This is a genomic window from Cryptosporangium arvum DSM 44712 (assembly GCF_000585375.1).
GTDB lineage: Bacteria > Actinomycetota > Actinomycetes > Mycobacteriales > Cryptosporangiaceae > Cryptosporangium > Cryptosporangium arvum.
Window position 1 is genome coordinate 2,742,672 of record NZ_KK073874.1, and the last position, 15,843, is coordinate 2,758,514.

Genomic DNA, 15,843 nt, shown 5'->3' on the forward strand with positions numbered 1-15,843 from the left:
GGGGAGCTAGGGGCGAACCCTCAGACGTCCGCGACCGGCTGCGCGAACTGCGCCGAGTACAGCCGCGCGTACGCGCCGTCGGCCGCGAGCAGGTCGGTGTGGGTGCCCTGCTCGACGATGCTGCCGTTCTCCATCACCAGGATCAGGTCGGCGTCGCGGATCGTGGAGAGCCGGTGCGCGATGACGAAGCTGGTGCGCCCCTGCCGCAGCGAGCTCATGGCCTGCTGGATGAGCAGCTCGGTGCGGGTGTCGACCGAGCTGGTGGCCTCGTCGAGGATGAGGATCGCCGGTTCGGCCAGGAACGCGCGGGCGATCGTGATCAGCTGCCGCTCACCGGCCGAGACGCCCGACCCCTCCTCGTCCAGGACCGTGTCGTAGCCGTCGGGCAGCGTCCGGACGAAGTGGTCGACGTGGGTGGCCACGGCGGCTTCCTCGATCTCGGCCTGGGTGACGTCACGCCGCGACCCGTAGGCGATGTTGTCGGCGATCGTCCCGCCGAACAGCCAGGCGTCCTGCAGCACCATGCCGGTCGCCGCCCGCAGGTCGGCCCGCGACATCGACGCGATGTCGACGCCGTCGAGCGTGATCCGGCCGCCGGTGACCTCGTAGAACCGCATCAGCAGGTTGACCAGCGTGGTCTTGCCGGCGCCGGTGGGGCCGACGATCGCGACCGTCTGCCCGGGGTCGACGCTCAGCGACAGGTCGTCGATGAGCGGCTTGTCGGGTACGTAGCGGAAGCTCACGTGCTCGAACTCGACGCGCCCGCGGACGCGTTCCGGCGTCGACGGGGTCTCCGGGTCGGGGTCCTGCTCGTGCGCGTCGAGCAGCGCGAACACCCGCTCCGCCGACGCCACGCCCGACTGGAGCAGGTTGGCCATGCTCGCCACCTGGGTGAGCGGCTGGCTGAACTGCCGGGAGTACTGGATGAACGCCTGGACCTCGCCGAGCGTCAGCGCGCCCGACGCGACACGCAGCGCACCGACGACCGCCACCAGCACGTAGTTGACGTTGCCGATGAACATCATCGCGGGCTGGATGAGGCCGGAGATGAACTGGGCCCGGTAACTGGACTGGTAGAGCGCCTCGTTCTGGGCCTGGAAGACCTGGCGGGTCTCGTCCTGGCGGCCGAACGCCTTCACCAGCGCGTGGCCGGTGAACGCCTCTTCGACGTGGCCGTTGAGCTTGCCGGTGGTGGACCACTGGCCGATGAACTGCGGCCGGGCGCGCTTGCCGATCACCCCGGCGACCCAGGTCGACAGCGGGATCGTGACCAGGGCGATCAGGGCGAGCAGCGGGGAGATCCAGAACATCAGGCTGAGCACGCCGACGATCGTGAACAGCGAGATGATCACCTGGCTCAGCGTCTGCTGGAGGGTCTGGGCCAGGTTGTCGATGTCGTTGGTGACGCGGGACAGGATCTCGCCGCGGGGCTGGCGGTCGAAGTAGTTGAGCGGGAGCCGCGCGAGTTTGGACTGGGTGTCCTCGCGGAGGCGGTAGACCACGCGCTGGACGATCGTCGTCGTCACGCGGCCCTGCAGGAGCGCGAAGAGCGACGCGACCAGGTAGATGCCGAGCACGAACAGCAGGACCCGCCCGACCGCGTCGAAGTCGATGCCCTGGCCGGGGACGACGTCGATGTGGCTGATCAGGTCGGCCATGGTGTTCTCGCCGCGGTCGCGGAGGGCCTCGACGGCCTGGTCCTTGGTGACACCGGAGGGCAGGGAGCGGCCGATGACGCCGGCGAAGATCAGGTCGGTGGCGTGGCCGAGGATCTTCGGGCCGGTCACCGAGAGCGCGACGCTGGCGGCGGCCAGCGCGAGGCCGAGGCCCATCAGCGGGCGCTCGGGGCGGAGGGTGGCGAGCAGGCGCCGGCTGGAGCTCTTGAAGTCCAGCGCCTTCTCGCCGGGGCCGGACATGAACCGGGCCGGCCCAGGGCCGGGCGCCCCACCGGGCCCCCGGGCGGCGCTCGGGCGCTCCCCGACCGCGGTGGCGACCCCGCTGTCCGCGCCGGTCGGGCCGCCGGGCGCGGCCAGGCCGTCCGGCGTGCCTACCCCGGCGCCGCCCGGCGCCTCCGCGCCGGCCATCGCACCGGGGACCGCGGCACCGCCGCCGCCGTCGGGGCTCGTTCCGTTGGGGCCGGAGCCGTTGGGCCTGGAACCGTTGGGGCCGGTCATGCTGCCGCCTCCTGGGCGGTGAGCTGGGACAGGACGATTTCGCGGTAGGTGTCGTTGGACTCGAGCAACTCGGCGTGGGTGCCCGAGCCGACGACCCGGCCCTGGTCGAGCACGACGATGCGGTCGGCGGTGCGGATCGTGCTGACCCGCTGGGCGACGATCACGACCGTCGCCTCGGTGGTCTCGCGGGCCAGCGCGGCGCGCAGCGCGGCGTCGGTGGCGTAGTCGAGCGCCGAGAACGAGTCGTCGAACAGGTAGATCTCCGGTTCGTGCACGAGCGCCCGCGCGATCGCCAGGCGCTGCCGCTGCCCACCGGACACATTCGAACCACCCTGCGCGATCGGCGCGTCCAACCCTTCGGGCAGACCGCGCACGAACGCCGCCGCCTGCGCGATCTCCAGCGCGTGCCAGAGCTGTTCGTCGGTGGCGTCGGGGTTGCCGTAGCGCAGGTTCGACGCGATCGTGCCGGTGAACAGGTAGGGCCGCTGGGGTACCACCCCGATGACCCGGGACAGGTCGGCCGGGTCGAGCTCGCGCACGTCGACCCCGTCGACGAACACGGCTCCCGCGGTGACGTCCGCCAACCGGGGGATCAGGTTCAGCAGCGTGGTCTTGCCGGCGCCGGTGCTGCCGATGATCGCGGTGACCTCACCGGGGCCTGCGACCAGATCGACGTCGCACAGGATCGGGTGCTCGGCGCCCGGGAACTGGAACGACGCACCGCGCAGCTCGAGCCGGCCGCGCGCCTCGGGCAGCGGGGTGGCCGTGGACGGCGGAACCACCGTGGTGTCGGTGTCGAGCACCTCGCTGAGCCGCTCCGCACCCACCTGCGCCCGGGGCGCCATCATGAACATGAACGTGGCCATCATGACCGACATCAGCGTCTGCATCAGGTAGCTCAGGAACGCGGTGAGCGCGCCGATCTGCATCTCCCCGGCGTCGATGCGGTGCCCGCCGAACCACAGCACGGCCACACTCGACACGTTCACGACCACCATCACCGACGGGAACATCACCGACAGCAGCCGGCCGACGCGCAGCGACACGTCGTAGAGCTCGTCGTTGGCCTCGGCGAACCGCTTGCGCTCGTACGGCTCCCGGACGAACGCGCGGATCACCCGGATACCGCTGATCTGCTCGCGCAGCACCCGGTTGATGTCGTCGAGCTTGACCTGCATGATCCGGAACTGCGGCCCCAGCCGGGCGATGACGAACCCGATCACCGCGACCAGCACCGGCAGCGCGACCAGCAGGATCGACCCCAGCGGCACGTCCTGGCGCAGCGCGAGGAGGATGCTGCCGACGCACATCACCGGGGCCGCGATCACCATCGTGAGCGTCATCACGACGAGCATCTGCACCTGTTGGACGTCGTTGGTGATGCGGGTGATCAGCGACGGGGTGCCGAACGTGCCGACCTCCCGGGCGGAGAACGCCTGCACCCGGTCGAACACCGCGCCGCGGACGTCACGCCCGAGGGCCATCGCGACCTTCGCGCCGACGTAGACCGCGCCCACCGCACAGACGATCTGCCCGACGCTGATCGCCAGCATGATGCCGCCGAGGCGCATGATGTAGCCGGTGTCGCCCTTCACCACGCCGTAGTCGATGATGTCGGCGTTGAGCGTCGGCAGGTAGAGCATCGCCAGCGTCTGCAGGAATTGCAGCACGACGACCACGGTCAGTGACCGCCGATAGGGACGCAGGTGCGTCCGCAACAGCCTGATCAGCACGAGTCAGCCTCTCGGTGCGGGTGGGACGCGCGCACGCTCGCCTCCAGGCCCCGGGCCGCGGGAGCGACCCGGTCGAGCGCGGTACGCAGGAAGTCAGTGAACGGCAGATCGCTGTCGTCGCGAAGCCAATATTCGCTCGCGGCGCGGATGGCGAGGGCGTAGGCCCCGCCGACGACCCGCGCCGAGAGCTGGTCACAGCCGGTACGCGTGGCGACGATCTCGGCCAGCGCGAACTCGGTCATGACCGAGTGCCGCAGGTACTCGCCCTGCATGGCCGGCGTGGCCGCGACCAGGCGGATCGTCGCCTTGTCGGGCTCGCGGCGGCCGCGCACCTCGAGCAGGGCGCCGGCGATCGTGTCGTGGAGCGGAGCGTCGCCGGGGCGGGAGTGGACGACGGTGAGGAACTCCTCCGCCCAGCGGATCCGCTGCGCGAAGATCGCCTCCTCGCGGCTGGAGTAGTAGTTGTTGAACGTGCGGGCCGAGACGCCCGCCGCCGCCGCGATGTCGTCGACCCGGACGTTCTCCGGGCCGACCTCGCAGGCGAGTTTCCAGGCCGCGTCGGCGAGCGCCTCGCGGGTGGCCTGCTTCTTGCGCTCCCGCCAGGTGACCAGGCCGGTCGGGTGCTGCTCGATGGTGACGTACGGGGTCTCGCCCTCGGACATGCCGTCAAGATAGTCCCGTTATTGCGGGCCGCGCAAATTTTCGGAGCGCGCAATGTGATCCGCAGCACCGAGGGAATTGAGTCGACCCGGCTCAAGTTTCATGACACGTGAGCCGGTTTTCGCCGGTCGGAGATAGTCAGGAGAACGCCATGAGCATCACTCTCTGGACCCGCCGTGACCCGTTCGCCGAGTTCGACGCGCTGGTCCGCCGCTCGTTCGGCCCGGTCGCGACGCGCCCGGCCGAGACGCGCCGCAACTTCACCCCCGCCGCCGAGGTCACCCGCGACGGTGACGACGCCGTCGTCCGCCTCGAGGTCCCCGGCGTCGACGTGGAGAACGACGTCACGGTCGAGGTCGACGCCGGACAGCTCGTCGTCCGGGGCGAGCGCCGGGGCGAGCACGACGGCCGCTCGTTCAGCGAGGTCCGCTACGGCTCCTTCCGGCGGACGTTCCGCCTCCCCGAGCACGTGGGCGCCGACGCCGTCACCGCGTCGTACGACCAGGGCGTGCTGAGCGTCCGGGTGGCCGGTGCGCACACCGCTCCGGCGCAGCCGGAGACCCGCCGGATCGCGATCACGACCGCCCCCGCGGCCGAGTCGCCGACGGAGTCGCCGGCAGCGTCCACCGTGGACCACACCGCCTGATCCGGTGCGTCATTAGTACAGGCCGGGCCCCCTGGGTCCGGCCTCGCCCATATGTAATAGACCGAACGAACTAAGTCGCCATCCTGCGTTCGGGAGATGCGCCGTTCCGCTTCGCTGTGTGACCCCACGACCGCTCTCCGGTGCGATATCACTGTTTGGGGAAGCGTTCAGCGTCCTCAGGCGACGAAACGGGTCACATAGCAATGACGACGAAGCGACGGGGCAAAAGCCGCGAGATCGCCCGCTCGGCAATTTCCGTGTTGAGCGAGCACGGAGTTCGCAACGCTCGGCTGGCGGACATCGGAGCGGGGTTGGGCATGACCGGCGCCCATCTCCTCTACTACTTCGAGAGCAAGACCGACCTGTTCATGGCTTCGTTGCGGATCGTCGAGTCCGACCTCCGCGAACGGGCCGAGTCCGCGTTCGCCGAGCTGGCCACCGCGCAGGAGCGCTGGCGGTGGCTCGTCGACGCCGCCGCACCGAGCGGCCTGCGCGACAGCAACCTGATGATGTGGCTGGAGGCCTGGTCGGAGGCGGTGCACGACCCGGCGGTGCACCAGCTGATCACCGAGCTCGAGACCGGCTGGCAGGGGCTGGTGCGCGAGGTGCTGGAGTACGGGGTCGAGACCGGCGAACTCGATGCCGATCTGGACGTCGAGACGTTCGTCGAGGGCTTCTCCGCGCTCCTGGACGGGCTGACGATCCGGGCGGTCGTCGGTTACCGCCCGGTCGACAAGGCGCGCATCGTCGAGATCTGCGACCGGTTCGCCGAGGCCCACCTGCGCTGGAACACCCCGGCTCCGGTCTAGGGCCTGTTCACGCGCCCGGGCTGACCTCGGGTTCCCGGTAGTACGCGCCGCGTAGGGTCATGTCGACGACGTCGGTCACGTACGACTGGGCCTGCTCGATCATCCGGGGGCGCAGCTCCATCGGGGTGACGAGCACGTGCAGCAGCACGGCGCCGAACACGCTGTCGATGATCGCGGTGGGGGAGGCGTCGGCCGGGAGCCGGCCGGCCGCGATCGCGTCCCGTACGAGCTGACGCGCGGCCAGCACGGCCGGGGTGATGACCTCGCGGTGGAACAGGTCGAGCAGCTCCGGATCCTGCGGCGCTTCGACGTAGAGCCGGATCAGCGCGTGCCCGCCCGGCGCGAGGTACCGCTCGAGGCTGCTCAGCGCGGCCCGGAGCAGCGCGTCACGCAGCGACAGACCTTCCAGCGGGGCCGGTGCCGGCGGAACCCGGCCGATCGCGTCGACGAGCAGCCCGCGCCGGTCGTTCCAGCGGCGGTAGAGCGAGTCCCGGCTGACGTCGGCGGCGCGGGCGACCGACTCGAAGTTGAAGCCGGCCCAGCCGTGATCGCCGTAGATCGTCAGCGCGGCCGCGGCGATGCGCTGCTCCACCGCGGGGTTCCGCGGACGCCCTCGCGTGGTGCGCGTCACTGCTCTCCGCCTCCCCGACATATTGCCGACGACCGTCGTCGGATAATAATGGATGCGTGGCAGCAACTGAAACGCACGGGTTCGTCGTGCTGGGTACCGAGCAGCAGGCGGCCTGGGGGCGGCGGGAGCTACCGCCGGTCGAGAAACTCGCCGGCGGGGTCTGGTCGGTGCCGGTGCCGATCCCCGACAACCCGCTGCGGTACACGCTGAGCTACCTGCTCCCCGGCGACAGCGGGGTGGTGATCGTCGACCCGGGCTGGAACGACGAGGACACCTGGGCGGCGCTGACGACCGGGCTCGCCACCGCGGGCTACCGGCTGGGGGACGTGCTCGGGGTGGTCGCCACCCACGTGCACCCCGATCACCACGGGTTGTCGCTGCGGCTACGCGAGGAGACCGGCGCCTGGGTGGCGATGCACCCGGCCGAGGCCGCGAGCATGCCCCAGCGGATGGGCGCGACCACGTCGGAGATCCGGCGCACGGGCATGACGCGGATCCTGCGGATGTCCGGCACCTCGGAGGAGGAGATCAGCGGCCTGCTGGGCAGCTTCAACCCCCGGTTCGAGCCCGACCTGGTGATGGCCGAGCCCGACGTGCTGCTCGAGGACGGCGCCCTGGTGCCGCTGGCGGGCCGGCGGATCCGGACGGTGTGGACACCGGGGCACACCCCCGGCCACATCTGCCTGGCCGACGAGGAGACCAGGACACTGCTCACCGGCGACCACGTGCTGCCGCGGATCAGCCCCAACATCGGCCTGGGACCGTCGTCGGACGCGAAGCCGCTGGCCGACTTCCTGACGTCGCTGGAGAAGGTCGGGGCCTACGACGACCACGACGCGCTGCCCGCGCACGAGTACCGGTTCCGTGGCCTGGCCGCGCGGACGGCGGAGCTGATCGCGCACCACGAGGAGCGCTGCCGGGAACTGATCGCGGTGGTCCAGGCACTGGGCGAGCCGACGCTGTGGAGCATCGCGCAGGGGCTGACCTGGTCGCGCCCGTGGGAGGAGATCGGCCGGATGCGGTTCGCCGCGCTCGGTGAGACGGCCGCCCACGTGCAGCACCTGGTCGACCGCGGTGACTTGAGGTGGGTGGCGCCGGACGCCGAGGGCGGCGCGCCGCGGGTCACCCGACCGTAGGGCTGCGTCGCTCGATCAGGACGGTGTCGCGCCAGACGCCGTCGAGCCGGCCGATGCGCTCGCGGGTGCCGATCACCCGGAATCCCCGGCGCGTGTGCAGCGCGAGGCTCGCGTGGTTCTCCGGGAACACCGCGGACTGAATCGTCCAGATGCCGTCGTTCTCGGTGGACGTGATGAGCGCGTCGAGCAGCCGGCCGCCGATGCCCCGGCCGCTCGCGTCCGGGCGCACGTAGACCGAGTGCTCGACGACGCCCGCGTAGGCCGGCCGCCGGGAAACGGCCGAGCAGGCGACCCACCCCACCACGTCGGTCCCGTCCAGCTCCACGAACCGGTGCCCGGGCAGGCGAGCCGCGTCGAACTCCGCCCATGGCGGCACGACCGTCTCGAACGTGGCCTGCCGCGTCGCGATCCCGGCCCGGTAGATCTCCAGCACCTGTGCGGCGTGCCGCTCGGCCATCGCGTCGATCATGGGGTCGCGAACAAGCCGGTCTCGGGCGGGAGGTCGGCGATCGAGTTCTCCAGCCGGTGGTGATGGGTGGCGGAGATGTCGAGCAGCAGCTTCGCGTCGCGGGCGGTGAAGGCGTCGAGCATGGCGTGGTGGTCGGCGTGCAGGGCGGTGCGTTCCTCGACGCCGATGTAGGCCATCGGCCGGCACGGCTCGGTGACGTTCCAGGCCGATTCGAGCACGTAGCGCAGCCGCTGCATGCCGGCCGGAGCGAGCAGCGCCATGTGGAACCGGCGGCTCTCGCGGTGGTAGCCGGCCGAGTCGTCGTCGGTCACCGCGCGTTCCAGCGCCGCGAGCGCCTCGGCCGCGCGCACGTCGTCGGCGTGATCGGCGGCCACCACGGCGGCGGCGAGCGCGGCCGCCTCCAGCACGCGGCGCACGACGTAGACCTCGCGCAGTTCGGCCAGCGTGAGCTGGGCGACGGTGTAGCCGGAGCGGGGACGGTGGTCGACCAGGCCTTCGCCGATCAGCGTCATCAGCGACTCGCGCACCGGGATCGGGCTGATGCCGAAGCGTTCCGCGACGTCGCCGACCGGGATCTGGACACCCGGCGGTACCTCGCCGGCGAGGATCACCCGGCGCAGTTCGTTGAGCACCTCGGCCTGGGAGGCGCCCGGTATCGCCGTGACTTTGCCCGCGAAATACGAGTGCCGTCTCTTGGGTGCCATGTGCGCCTCCCCCCGCCGTTTTCCCTGAAGCAGTGGGGACACGGTAGGCCCGATCGGTTTCGCTCGTATGTCGGTCGGGGTCAGATTGTTGCTCCTGTTTCGAGTGAGAACGAGCTGAGCAGCCCGGTGTAGGGCTTGGTCGGCGGCCGCGCGAACTCCAGCCGCGTGCTGGTCGTGAGCCCGAGCGCGACCAGGCTCTCCACCATCTTGGTGGCCGCGGCGACCCCGTCGACGACCGGCACGCCGACCGCCGCGCTGATCCGGGCGCACAGGTCGGCCATGCCCGCGCAGCCGAGCACGACGACGTCGGCGTCGTCCTCGGCGACCGCGCGGCGGCACTCCTCGGTGATGCGGTGTTCGGCGTTCGAGCCGGGCCGTTCCAAGTCGAGCACGGGGATCTCGCAGGCCCGCACCTGGCGGCACTGGGCCGCCAGACCGAACCGGGCGGCCAGTTCCCAGGCGCGCCCGGCCGTGCGGCTCAGCGTGGTCACGACGCTGAACGTCCGGCCGAGCAGCACCGCCGTGCGCATCGCGGCCTCGGCGATGCCGATCACCGGACCCCGGGCCAGCTCGCGGGCGGCGTCGACGCCGGGGTCGCCGAAGCAGCCGACCACGTAGCCGTCGACGCCGTCGCGTTCGCCCGCCGCCACGACCCGCAGCAGGCCGGGGACGGCGAGCGCCTCGTCGTAGTGGCTCTCGATCGAGGCCGGCCCCATCGGGGACGTGACGGCCTCGACCGTGGTGCCGACCGCGGCCACCGCTCGCGCGCACGCGCCCATCGTCGCGGTCATCGTCTCGGTGGTGTTGGGGTTCACGACCTGGATCCGCACTGATCCTCCCTGGAGGTTCCGACCGGAATCAGCTCTCCGGCGAAGCCGCCGGAACCGTCGCCGGCGCGTGCACCGGGATCTGCGACTTCAGCCCGAGGTAGAGCGCGAACGCGATGCCGGCGCCGATGAACCAGCTGAACGCGGCCACGTCGGCCGAGGCGAGGAACACCACGAGCACGCCGATCACCGCCGCCACCGCCGTGGCCACGATCGCGACCGGGTTGTAGCCCTTCACGTAGTGGTAGGTCCCGTCGCGGCGCATCGTGTACAGGTCGTCGACCACGACCGTCTGCCGCTTGACCAGGTAGTAGTCCGCGATCAGCACCCCGTAGAGCGGGCCGATGAACGCACCCAGCACGTCCAGGGTGTAGTGGATCGTGTCCGGCGAGTTGTACAGGTTCCAGGGCGTGATCAGCACCGAGCCGATCGCCGCGATCATGCCGCCGGCCCGCCAGCTGATCTTCTGCGGCGCGACGTTCGAGAAGTCGAACGCGGGCGAGACGAAGTTCGCGACGATGTTGATGCCGATCGTGGCGATCATGAACGTCAGCGCGCCGAGCACGATCGCGAACGTGTTGTCGAGGCGGGCCACGGTCTCGACCGGGTCGGTGAGGATCTCCCCGAACACCGGCCGGGTCGCCGCCGCGGTCACCACGACGAGGATCGCGAACACCAGGAAGTTCACCGGCAGCCCGAGGAAGTTGCCCTTCTTCACGGCCCCGAACGTCGTGCCGTACCGGGCGAAGTCGCCGTAGTTGAGCATCGGGCCGGAGAAGTACGAGACGACGAGCGCGATCGCGATGATCGTCTCCTGCCAGGCCGGCCAGCCGGTGAGCGTCTTGCCGCCCTCGGCCAGGTTGAAGTCCAGGTTGGACCAGCCGGCCTTCCAGACCAGGTAGGCCGCGAGCAGGAACATCACCAGGTAGACGGCGGGGCCGCAGAAGTCGATGAACTTCTTGATCGCCTCCATGCCGCGCCAGAACACGACCGCCTGCAGCACCCACATCACGCCGAACCCGAGCCAGCCCAGCGCCGACAGCCCCAGGAAGCCGTGTTGGTCCACGTCGGCCCAGGGCGCGAGGCCGGGGTCGAGCCGCAGCGCGACCACGATGAGCGCGGCCGACGCCAGGTAGGTCTGGATGCCGTACCAGGCGACCGCGATCAGGCCCCGGATGATCGCCGGGATGTTGGCGCCGAGCACGCCGAACGGGATCCGCGAGGCCACCGGGTAGGGCGTGCCGGTGCGCTGGCTGGGCCGGGCGACCAGGTTGCAGAGGAAGTACACGATCGTGATGCCGATCAGCAGCGCGATCAGCACCTGCCAGGCCACCAGCCCCAGCGCGAACAGGCTGCCGGCCGTGAGGTAACCACCGACGCTGTGGACGTCGGACATCCAGAACGCGAAGAAGTTGTACGACGTCCAGTTCTGGTTCTTCAGCGGAGCGAGGTCCTCGTTGGCCAGCCGGGGGTCGTAGCCGGGCTTGATGATCCCGTCGCCGGCGGCGTGGCTGTGCGTGGTCTCCGCGGGTAAGGTCGTTTCGCTCATGAGCACCCTCCGTCGTCGAGGGCTCACGCTAGGCCCGGCAAATTGCGCCTCTATTGCCTTGCGGATATATCTGCCGCCGGGGGCCCGTGAACCTTCCTCGATGCGGGCGCGTGTAGCCGGTGCAGTCCAGCCGGCTTGAGGGGCCCACCGTGACCGTCCTGAGCGTTTCACCCAGCGCGTTCGGCGTCGACCGCGCCGTTCGACCCGTCCCCGACGTCTCGCCCCGCCGCCACAGTGGAAACGCCGCCCGGCGGCCGGAGGGGCCGGTGGCCTACAGTCAGGGGCTAACTCGGGAGACGGCGCAGCGAGGGGAGCGGCGGATGGTCCGAAGCGCTGGTCAGCGACAAGGCCCGGCCGGGAACGAGGCGCTGATTCGGTCGCTGTTCGCCGAACACGGTCGGGCGTTGCTGGCCTACGTCACACGCTTGACCGAGGACCGCTCGCTCGCGGAGGACATCGTCCAGGAGACGATCCTGCGCGCCTGGCGCAATCCGGACGTCATGGTGAACGGCAAGGGCTCGGTCCGTGGCTGGTTGCTCACGGTGGCGCGCAACATCGTCATCGACCAGAGCCGCGCCCGGGCGGCCCGGCCGACCGAGGTGCCGGAAGTGCCCTACAAGCCGCCGGTGGCGCGCGACCACGCCGACAACGTCGTCAACCAGATGGTCGTCATGGAGGCGTTGGAGCAGCTGCCCCCGGAGCACCGGGACGTGCTCGTCCAGATCTACCTCAAGGGCCGGACGATCAAGGAGGCCGCCGAGGCGCTCGGCGTGCCGGTCGGAACCGTGAAGAGCAGAACGTTCTACGCGCTGAGAACCTTGCGTGACGGCTTCGGTGGCCGCGACCTCGGGATGGTGACCCGATGACCGCGCCGCACGGACACGTCGACATCGCCGGTTACCTGTTCGGCCTGCTCGACCCGGTCGAGTTCCGGCGGGTCGAGGAACACCTCGCCACCTGCGCCGCGTGCCGCCACGAGGTGACGGTGCTGCGTGAGATCGAGGACGCGCTCGACGAGGTGCCGCCGGAGCTGTTCCTGGACGGCCCCGACCCGCAGGCCGACCTGCTGCTGCAGCGGACGCTGCGGGCCGCACGCGCGGAGAGCGCCGGTCCGCGCCGATCGCGGGGGCGCTCCCTGGTGGCCGGTGCGGCGGCGGTGGTCGCGCTCGCGGCCGCGGTCGGCGGCGGGGTGGTGCTGGGCCGGGGCGGTGGATCGGAGACCCCGTCGGTCGCCCTCCCCTCGGAATCGGCGTCGGTGCAGGGAACCCGCAGCGGCTCGAACACCGATCCCGCGACCGGGGCCCGGATGACCGCGTCGGTCGTGCCCTCGACCGGCTGGGTACGGGTGAACGTCAAGCTCACCGGCATCAAGGTCGGTGAGGAGTGCGAGATGGTCGTGCACAGCACCCACAGCGACCCGGTGCTCGCCGGCAGCTGGGTGATCTCGGAGAAGGCGGCGTCGATGCCGGGCGGGTGGCCCGTCACCGGCAACGCCGCGGTCGCGCCGGAGGACGTCGACGCGATCGAGATCCGGACGACGGCCGGCCGCCATCTCGTCACCGTGGACTTCTGACGGCGCCTACCTCCCCGGACGCCGAGCCGGGGATCGGTAGGGTCGTTCAGGTGTCCGATACCGTGTCGCACCACCCCGCCGCCGAGGCCCCGGCCGTCGACGAGGACGCGGGCGGGCTCGCGTTCGTCGGGGAGTCGATGGGCGAGGAGCCGCCACCTCGTCGCCGGCGGCGCTGGTTGGTGTTGCTGCTGGTCGCCGCGCTCGCGGTGCCGGGCGTGGTCTGTGTCGGTTTCGCGGCGTCGTTCAGCAGCGTCGTGCACCGCGACCCACCACCGGACCTGGAGTCACCCGCGGTCATCGGCGCGCACGAGGACACCGTCCGCCTGGTCACGGCCGCGCTCACCACCGCGACCCCGGCGGGCACGACACCGGTCACGACCGCGCGGTACGACGCGTGCGTCCGGGGCTCACGTCAGCTGAAGGCGTGGGACGACTTCGACTGGGTGTGCGCGACCCGCGGCGCCGCCGTGCTGAGCCTCCCGGCAGCCGACCTGCGCGCCACGCTGTCGGCCGAGCGCTCCCGGCTGGCCGCGGCCGGCTGGACCGTCGTCGCCGACCGTCTCGACGCGCGTTTCGCCTCCGCCGAGGAGCGCGCGTGGAACGTCGTCGAGCTGGACCGGGACGGCGTCCGCCTCGCGCTCTCCTACGGCCCGGCCGACCGCGCGTTCGCCGGGGACTGCGTGCTGCTGCAGAAGGTGGACGTGAGCGCGTGGGCCACCCCGAACTGGGAGGTCGGCTCGCCGGCGCTCGACGGTGCCGCCCTCGACGCCGCCCTCCGCCCCGGGGTCGCGCTCGTGCTGGTCACGGCCCAGCGGGTGTGGTTCGCGAACTGACGTTCGTCCTCGGGGCCGGCCCGAGCCCAGGCTCGTTCTCCGTGCCCACGGTCGCCGGGCCGCTCGACGTGCCCTGACCCCGCACCAGGTCGAAGAACGTCACCAGCTCGGCGGTGAAGAGCTCCGGCTGCTCGAACGCCGCGAAGTGGCCACCGCGATCGAGCTCGTTCCAGTGCCGGATGTCGGCGAACCGCCGCTCCGCCCACCGCCGTGAGGCCCGGGGGTTCTCCTTCGGGAAGATCGAGCACCCGGTCGGGACCCGGACCACGTCGGGCGTCGCGCTGGTGAACCACTGCTGCACGGTCGCGAAGCTCTCCCAGTACAGCCGCGCGGACGACGCCCCGGTGCCGGGCAGCCAGTAGAGCATCAGGTTGTCGAGCAGGTCGTCGCGGCTCAGCGCGTCGCCGTCGCTCCACGCGTGGAACTTCTCGACGATCCACGCGCACAGCGCGACCGGCGAGTCGACCAGCCCGTAGCCGACGGTCTGGGGCCGGGTCGAGTGTTCGAGCGAGTAGCCGTCCTCGGTCTTCCGCGCCCGTTCCAGGTCGGCCAGCGCGGCCCGCTCGGCCGGTGTGAGGTCGTCGAACGTGGCCGGGTCCGGCGCGGCCAGCGGCGGCACCAGGTGGATCCCGGCCAGGTGCGCCGGGTCGCGGTGGGCCAGCACCGTGCTGACGCTCGTGCCCCAGTCGCTCCCGGCGGCGCCGTACCGCTGGTAGCCCAGGCGGGCCATCAGCTGCGCCCAGGCGTCGGCGATGCGGTCGATGCCCCAGCCCGGGCCGACCGGCTTGCCGCTGAAGCCGTACCCGGGCAGCGACGGCACGACGACGTGGAAGCCGGCGTCGGTGAGCGGGCCGACGACTTTCAGGTACTCGACGACCGAGCCGGGCCAGCCGTGCGTGAGCACCAGCGGCAGGGCGTCGGGACGCGGCGAGCGGGCGTGCAGGAAATGGATGCTCAGACCGTCGATCTCGGTGCGGAACTGCGGGACGGCGTTGAGCCGGGCCTCGGTGGCGCGCCAGTCGTAGTCCTCTGCCCAATAGCGACAAAGCTCGCGAAGATGTTCGAGTGGGACGCCCTGCGACCAGTCGCCGACGGTCTCCGGTTCGGGCCAGCGCGTCCGGCGGAGGCGGTCGCGGAGGTCGTCCAGGTCGGCGTCGGGTACGGCTATAACGAGCGGATGGATGGCAGCGGGCATAAGGTTCAGTGTTGCCGGAGTTGGACTCCGGGAACGCTGTGAACCAGAACTCGTCGCCCGACGTGTTCACCTGGTGAAATTCTGCTCCTCGCATTTCGTCCCGGCCCCGATAGTGGAAGGTGGTGACCGGTGACCGCGACCGCACCAGCGACCGTGCGTGTTCTCGCCCGGGCCAAGCTCCCGACCCGGCACGGCGTTTTCGACGCCGTCTGTTTCTCCGGTGCTGACGACGTCGAACACCTGGCTCTCTCGATGCGGACGCCACCCGCCGCGCCTCCGGACCCCGAACCGCCACTGATCCGGGTGCACTCGGAGTGCCTGACCGGCGAGGCGCTCGGGTCCCAGCGGTGCGACTGCGGCCCCCAGCTGGACACCGCGCTCGCGCTGATCGCCGAGGAGGGCCGCGGAATGGTCCTCTACCTGCGCGGACACGAGGGCCGGGGGATCGGCCTGGCGCAGAAGATCCGGGCCTACGCGCTGCAGGAGGCCGGGCTCGACACGGTCGAGGCCAACCTGGAGCTCGGTGAGCCGGTCGACCGCCGCAGCTACGGCCCGGCGGCGGCGTACCTGCGCCAGATCGGCGTCGAGCAGGTCCGGCTGCTGACCAACAACCCCGACAAGGTGGCCGCGTTACGCGCGGCCGGCATCGGGATCGCCGAGGTGCACGCGATGCCGGCGGCGCCGCTCCCGGCCAACGAGGCCTACCTCGCGACCAAAACGCAGAAGATGGGCCACCGGGGTCTGCGCCCTGGCGAGGAACCGCTCTCGTACTCCGCGGACTGACGAACGACGCGACGGGCGGGTCACGGGCTTCCGTGGCCCGCCCGAGTCGTGTGACCTCACTCTCTTACGCACCCGGGGGAGGAGCGCGTAAGAAGGAGGGATGCACCCGCGTCACGGGATC

16 protein-coding genes are annotated in these 15,843 nt (G+C 71.2%); 7 read left to right on the plus strand and 9 right to left on the minus strand.

Annotated elements, in window-relative coordinates; genetic code table 11:
* Positions 1 to 20: 20 nt before the first annotated feature.
* The 3 genes from CRYAR_RS12780 to CRYAR_RS12790 all read right to left on the minus strand — a co-directional run bounded on the left by CRYAR_RS12780 (position 21) and on the right by CRYAR_RS12790 (position 4,569).
* Positions 21 to 1,916 carry an ABC transporter transmembrane domain-containing protein gene (locus CRYAR_RS12780; protein ID WP_035862079.1) on the minus strand — a complete coding sequence of 632 codons (1,896 nt, stop codon included), beginning with the start codon at positions 1,914 to 1,916 and terminating at the stop codon, positions 21 to 23.
* Positions 1,917 to 2,170: 254 nt separating this feature from the next.
* On the minus strand, positions 2,171 to 3,907 hold the full coding sequence (locus CRYAR_RS12785) for an ABC transporter ATP-binding protein (RefSeq protein ID WP_035850820.1): 1,737 nt from the start codon (positions 3,905 to 3,907) through the stop codon (positions 2,171 to 2,173).
* Positions 3,901 to 4,569: a TetR/AcrR family transcriptional regulator gene (locus CRYAR_RS12790; RefSeq protein ID WP_051570092.1), complete on the minus strand. Its 669-nt coding sequence runs from the start codon at positions 4,567 to 4,569 to the stop codon at positions 3,901 to 3,903. Before CRYAR_RS12790 ends, CRYAR_RS12785 begins: the two co-directional genes overlap by 7 nt.
* Before the next feature lie 149 nt (positions 4,570 to 4,718).
* On the opposite strand from CRYAR_RS12790, the gene CRYAR_RS12795 reads away from it, so the two are divergent.
* Positions 4,719 to 5,213 (plus strand): Hsp20/alpha crystallin family protein, encoded by a 495-nt coding sequence (locus CRYAR_RS12795; RefSeq protein ID WP_035850822.1) that lies wholly within the window; start codon positions 4,719 to 4,721, stop codon positions 5,211 to 5,213.
* Between the two features lie 203 nt (positions 5,214 to 5,416).
* Positions 5,417 to 6,022: a TetR family transcriptional regulator C-terminal domain-containing protein gene (locus CRYAR_RS12800; protein WP_084700413.1), complete on the plus strand. Its 606-nt coding sequence runs from the start codon at positions 5,417 to 5,419 to the stop codon at positions 6,020 to 6,022.
* 7 nt (positions 6,023 to 6,029) lie between these two features.
* Here CRYAR_RS12800 and CRYAR_RS12805 read toward each other — a convergent pair whose 3' ends face one another.
* Positions 6,030 to 6,653 carry a TetR/AcrR family transcriptional regulator gene (locus CRYAR_RS12805; protein WP_051570093.1) on the minus strand — a complete coding sequence of 208 codons (624 nt, stop codon included), beginning with the start codon at positions 6,651 to 6,653 and terminating at the stop codon, positions 6,030 to 6,032.
* A gap of 56 nt (positions 6,654 to 6,709) precedes the next feature.
* On the opposite strand from CRYAR_RS12805, the gene CRYAR_RS12810 reads away from it, so the two are divergent.
* Positions 6,710 to 7,789, plus strand: a complete 1,080-nt coding sequence (locus tag CRYAR_RS12810; protein WP_084700417.1) for an MBL fold metallo-hydrolase — start codon at positions 6,710 to 6,712, stop codon at positions 7,787 to 7,789.
* On the opposite strand, the gene CRYAR_RS12815 is transcribed toward CRYAR_RS12810, so the two are convergent.
* The 4 genes from CRYAR_RS12815 to CRYAR_RS12830 form a co-directional block, all read right to left on the minus strand.
* The gene (locus CRYAR_RS12815) at positions 7,776 to 8,246 is read right to left on the minus strand and encodes a GNAT family N-acetyltransferase (protein ID WP_084701862.1); all 471 of its coding nucleotides are present in this window, start codon (positions 8,244 to 8,246) and stop codon (positions 7,776 to 7,778) included. The two genes, CRYAR_RS12810 and CRYAR_RS12815, sit on opposite strands and share 14 nt — an antisense overlap.
* Positions 8,247 to 8,254: 8 nt before the next feature.
* Complete coding sequence (locus tag CRYAR_RS12820; RefSeq protein ID WP_035850828.1) at positions 8,255 to 8,962, minus strand: GntR family transcriptional regulator; 708 nt, start codon at positions 8,960 to 8,962, stop codon at positions 8,255 to 8,257.
* An 80-nt stretch (positions 8,963 to 9,042) separates the two neighbouring features.
* Positions 9,043 to 9,792, minus strand: a complete 750-nt coding sequence (locus CRYAR_RS12825) for an aspartate/glutamate racemase family protein (RefSeq protein WP_035850830.1) — start codon at positions 9,790 to 9,792, stop codon at positions 9,043 to 9,045.
* Between the two features lie 28 nt (positions 9,793 to 9,820).
* Positions 9,821 to 11,338, minus strand: a complete 1,518-nt coding sequence (locus CRYAR_RS12830; RefSeq protein WP_051570095.1) for an NCS1 family nucleobase:cation symporter-1 — start codon at positions 11,336 to 11,338, stop codon at positions 9,821 to 9,823.
* Between the two features lie 320 nt (positions 11,339 to 11,658).
* Between CRYAR_RS12830 and CRYAR_RS12835 the strand changes: the two genes are divergently transcribed.
* The 3 genes from CRYAR_RS12835 to CRYAR_RS12845 are packed head-to-tail and all read left to right on the plus strand — an operon-like array spanning position 11,659 to position 13,744.
* A complete protein-coding gene (locus CRYAR_RS12835; protein ID WP_035850833.1) occupies positions 11,659 to 12,204 on the plus strand; it encodes a sigma-70 family RNA polymerase sigma factor in 546 nt (181 codons plus the stop codon).
* Positions 12,201 to 12,911: an anti-sigma factor family protein gene (locus tag CRYAR_RS12840; protein WP_035850835.1), complete on the plus strand. Its 711-nt coding sequence runs from the start codon at positions 12,201 to 12,203 to the stop codon at positions 12,909 to 12,911. The genes CRYAR_RS12835 and CRYAR_RS12840 overlap by 4 nt, the downstream gene beginning before the upstream one ends.
* A gap of 50 nt (positions 12,912 to 12,961) precedes the next feature.
* Entirely contained in the window at positions 12,962 to 13,744 is a 783-nt protein-coding gene (locus CRYAR_RS12845) for a hypothetical protein (protein ID WP_035850837.1), read from the plus strand.
* Here CRYAR_RS12845 and CRYAR_RS12850 read toward each other — a convergent pair.
* Complete coding sequence (locus tag CRYAR_RS12850) at positions 13,713 to 14,939, minus strand: epoxide hydrolase family protein (RefSeq protein WP_084700419.1); 1,227 nt, start codon at positions 14,937 to 14,939, stop codon at positions 13,713 to 13,715. The two genes, CRYAR_RS12845 and CRYAR_RS12850, sit on opposite strands and share 32 nt — an antisense overlap.
* A gap of 129 nt (positions 14,940 to 15,068) precedes the next feature.
* Here CRYAR_RS12850 and ribA point away from each other — a divergent pair, with 129 nt between their 5' ends.
* Complete coding sequence (ribA, locus tag CRYAR_RS12855) at positions 15,069 to 15,722, plus strand: GTP cyclohydrolase II (protein WP_211247416.1); 654 nt, start codon at positions 15,069 to 15,071, stop codon at positions 15,720 to 15,722.
* The last annotated feature ends 121 nt before the right edge of the window (positions 15,723 to 15,843 follow it).

Bases quoted from the DNA above. Each gene is read 5' to 3' on its own strand.
- CRYAR_RS12795 (WP_035850822.1), top strand. From the start codon at position 4,719: ATGAGCATCACTCTCTGGACCCGCCGTGACCCGTTCGCCGAGTTCGAC.
- CRYAR_RS12820 (WP_035850828.1), bottom strand. From the start codon at position 8,962: ATGGCACCCAAGAGACGGCACTCGTATTTCGCGGGCAAAGTCACGGCG.
- CRYAR_RS12830 (WP_051570095.1), bottom strand. From the start codon at position 11,338: ATGAGCGAAACGACCTTACCCGCGGAGACCACGCACAGCCACGCCGCC.
- CRYAR_RS12815 (WP_084701862.1), bottom strand. From the start codon at position 8,246: ATGGCCGAGCGGCACGCCGCACAGGTGCTGGAGATCTACCGGGCCGGG.
- CRYAR_RS12840 (WP_035850835.1), top strand. From the start codon at position 12,201: ATGACCGCGCCGCACGGACACGTCGACATCGCCGGTTACCTGTTCGGC.
- CRYAR_RS12800 (WP_084700413.1), top strand. From the start codon at position 5,417: ATGACGACGAAGCGACGGGGCAAAAGCCGCGAGATCGCCCGCTCGGCA.
- CRYAR_RS12850 (WP_084700419.1), bottom strand. From the start codon at position 14,939: ATGCCCGCTGCCATCCATCCGCTCGTTATAGCCGTACCCGACGCCGAC.
- CRYAR_RS12835 (WP_035850833.1), top strand. From the start codon at position 11,659: ATGGTCCGAAGCGCTGGTCAGCGACAAGGCCCGGCCGGGAACGAGGCG.
- CRYAR_RS12780 (WP_035862079.1), bottom strand. From the start codon at position 1,916: ATGTCCGGCCCCGGCGAGAAGGCGCTGGACTTCAAGAGCTCCAGCCGG.
- CRYAR_RS12790 (WP_051570092.1), bottom strand. From the start codon at position 4,569: ATGTCCGAGGGCGAGACCCCGTACGTCACCATCGAGCAGCACCCGACC.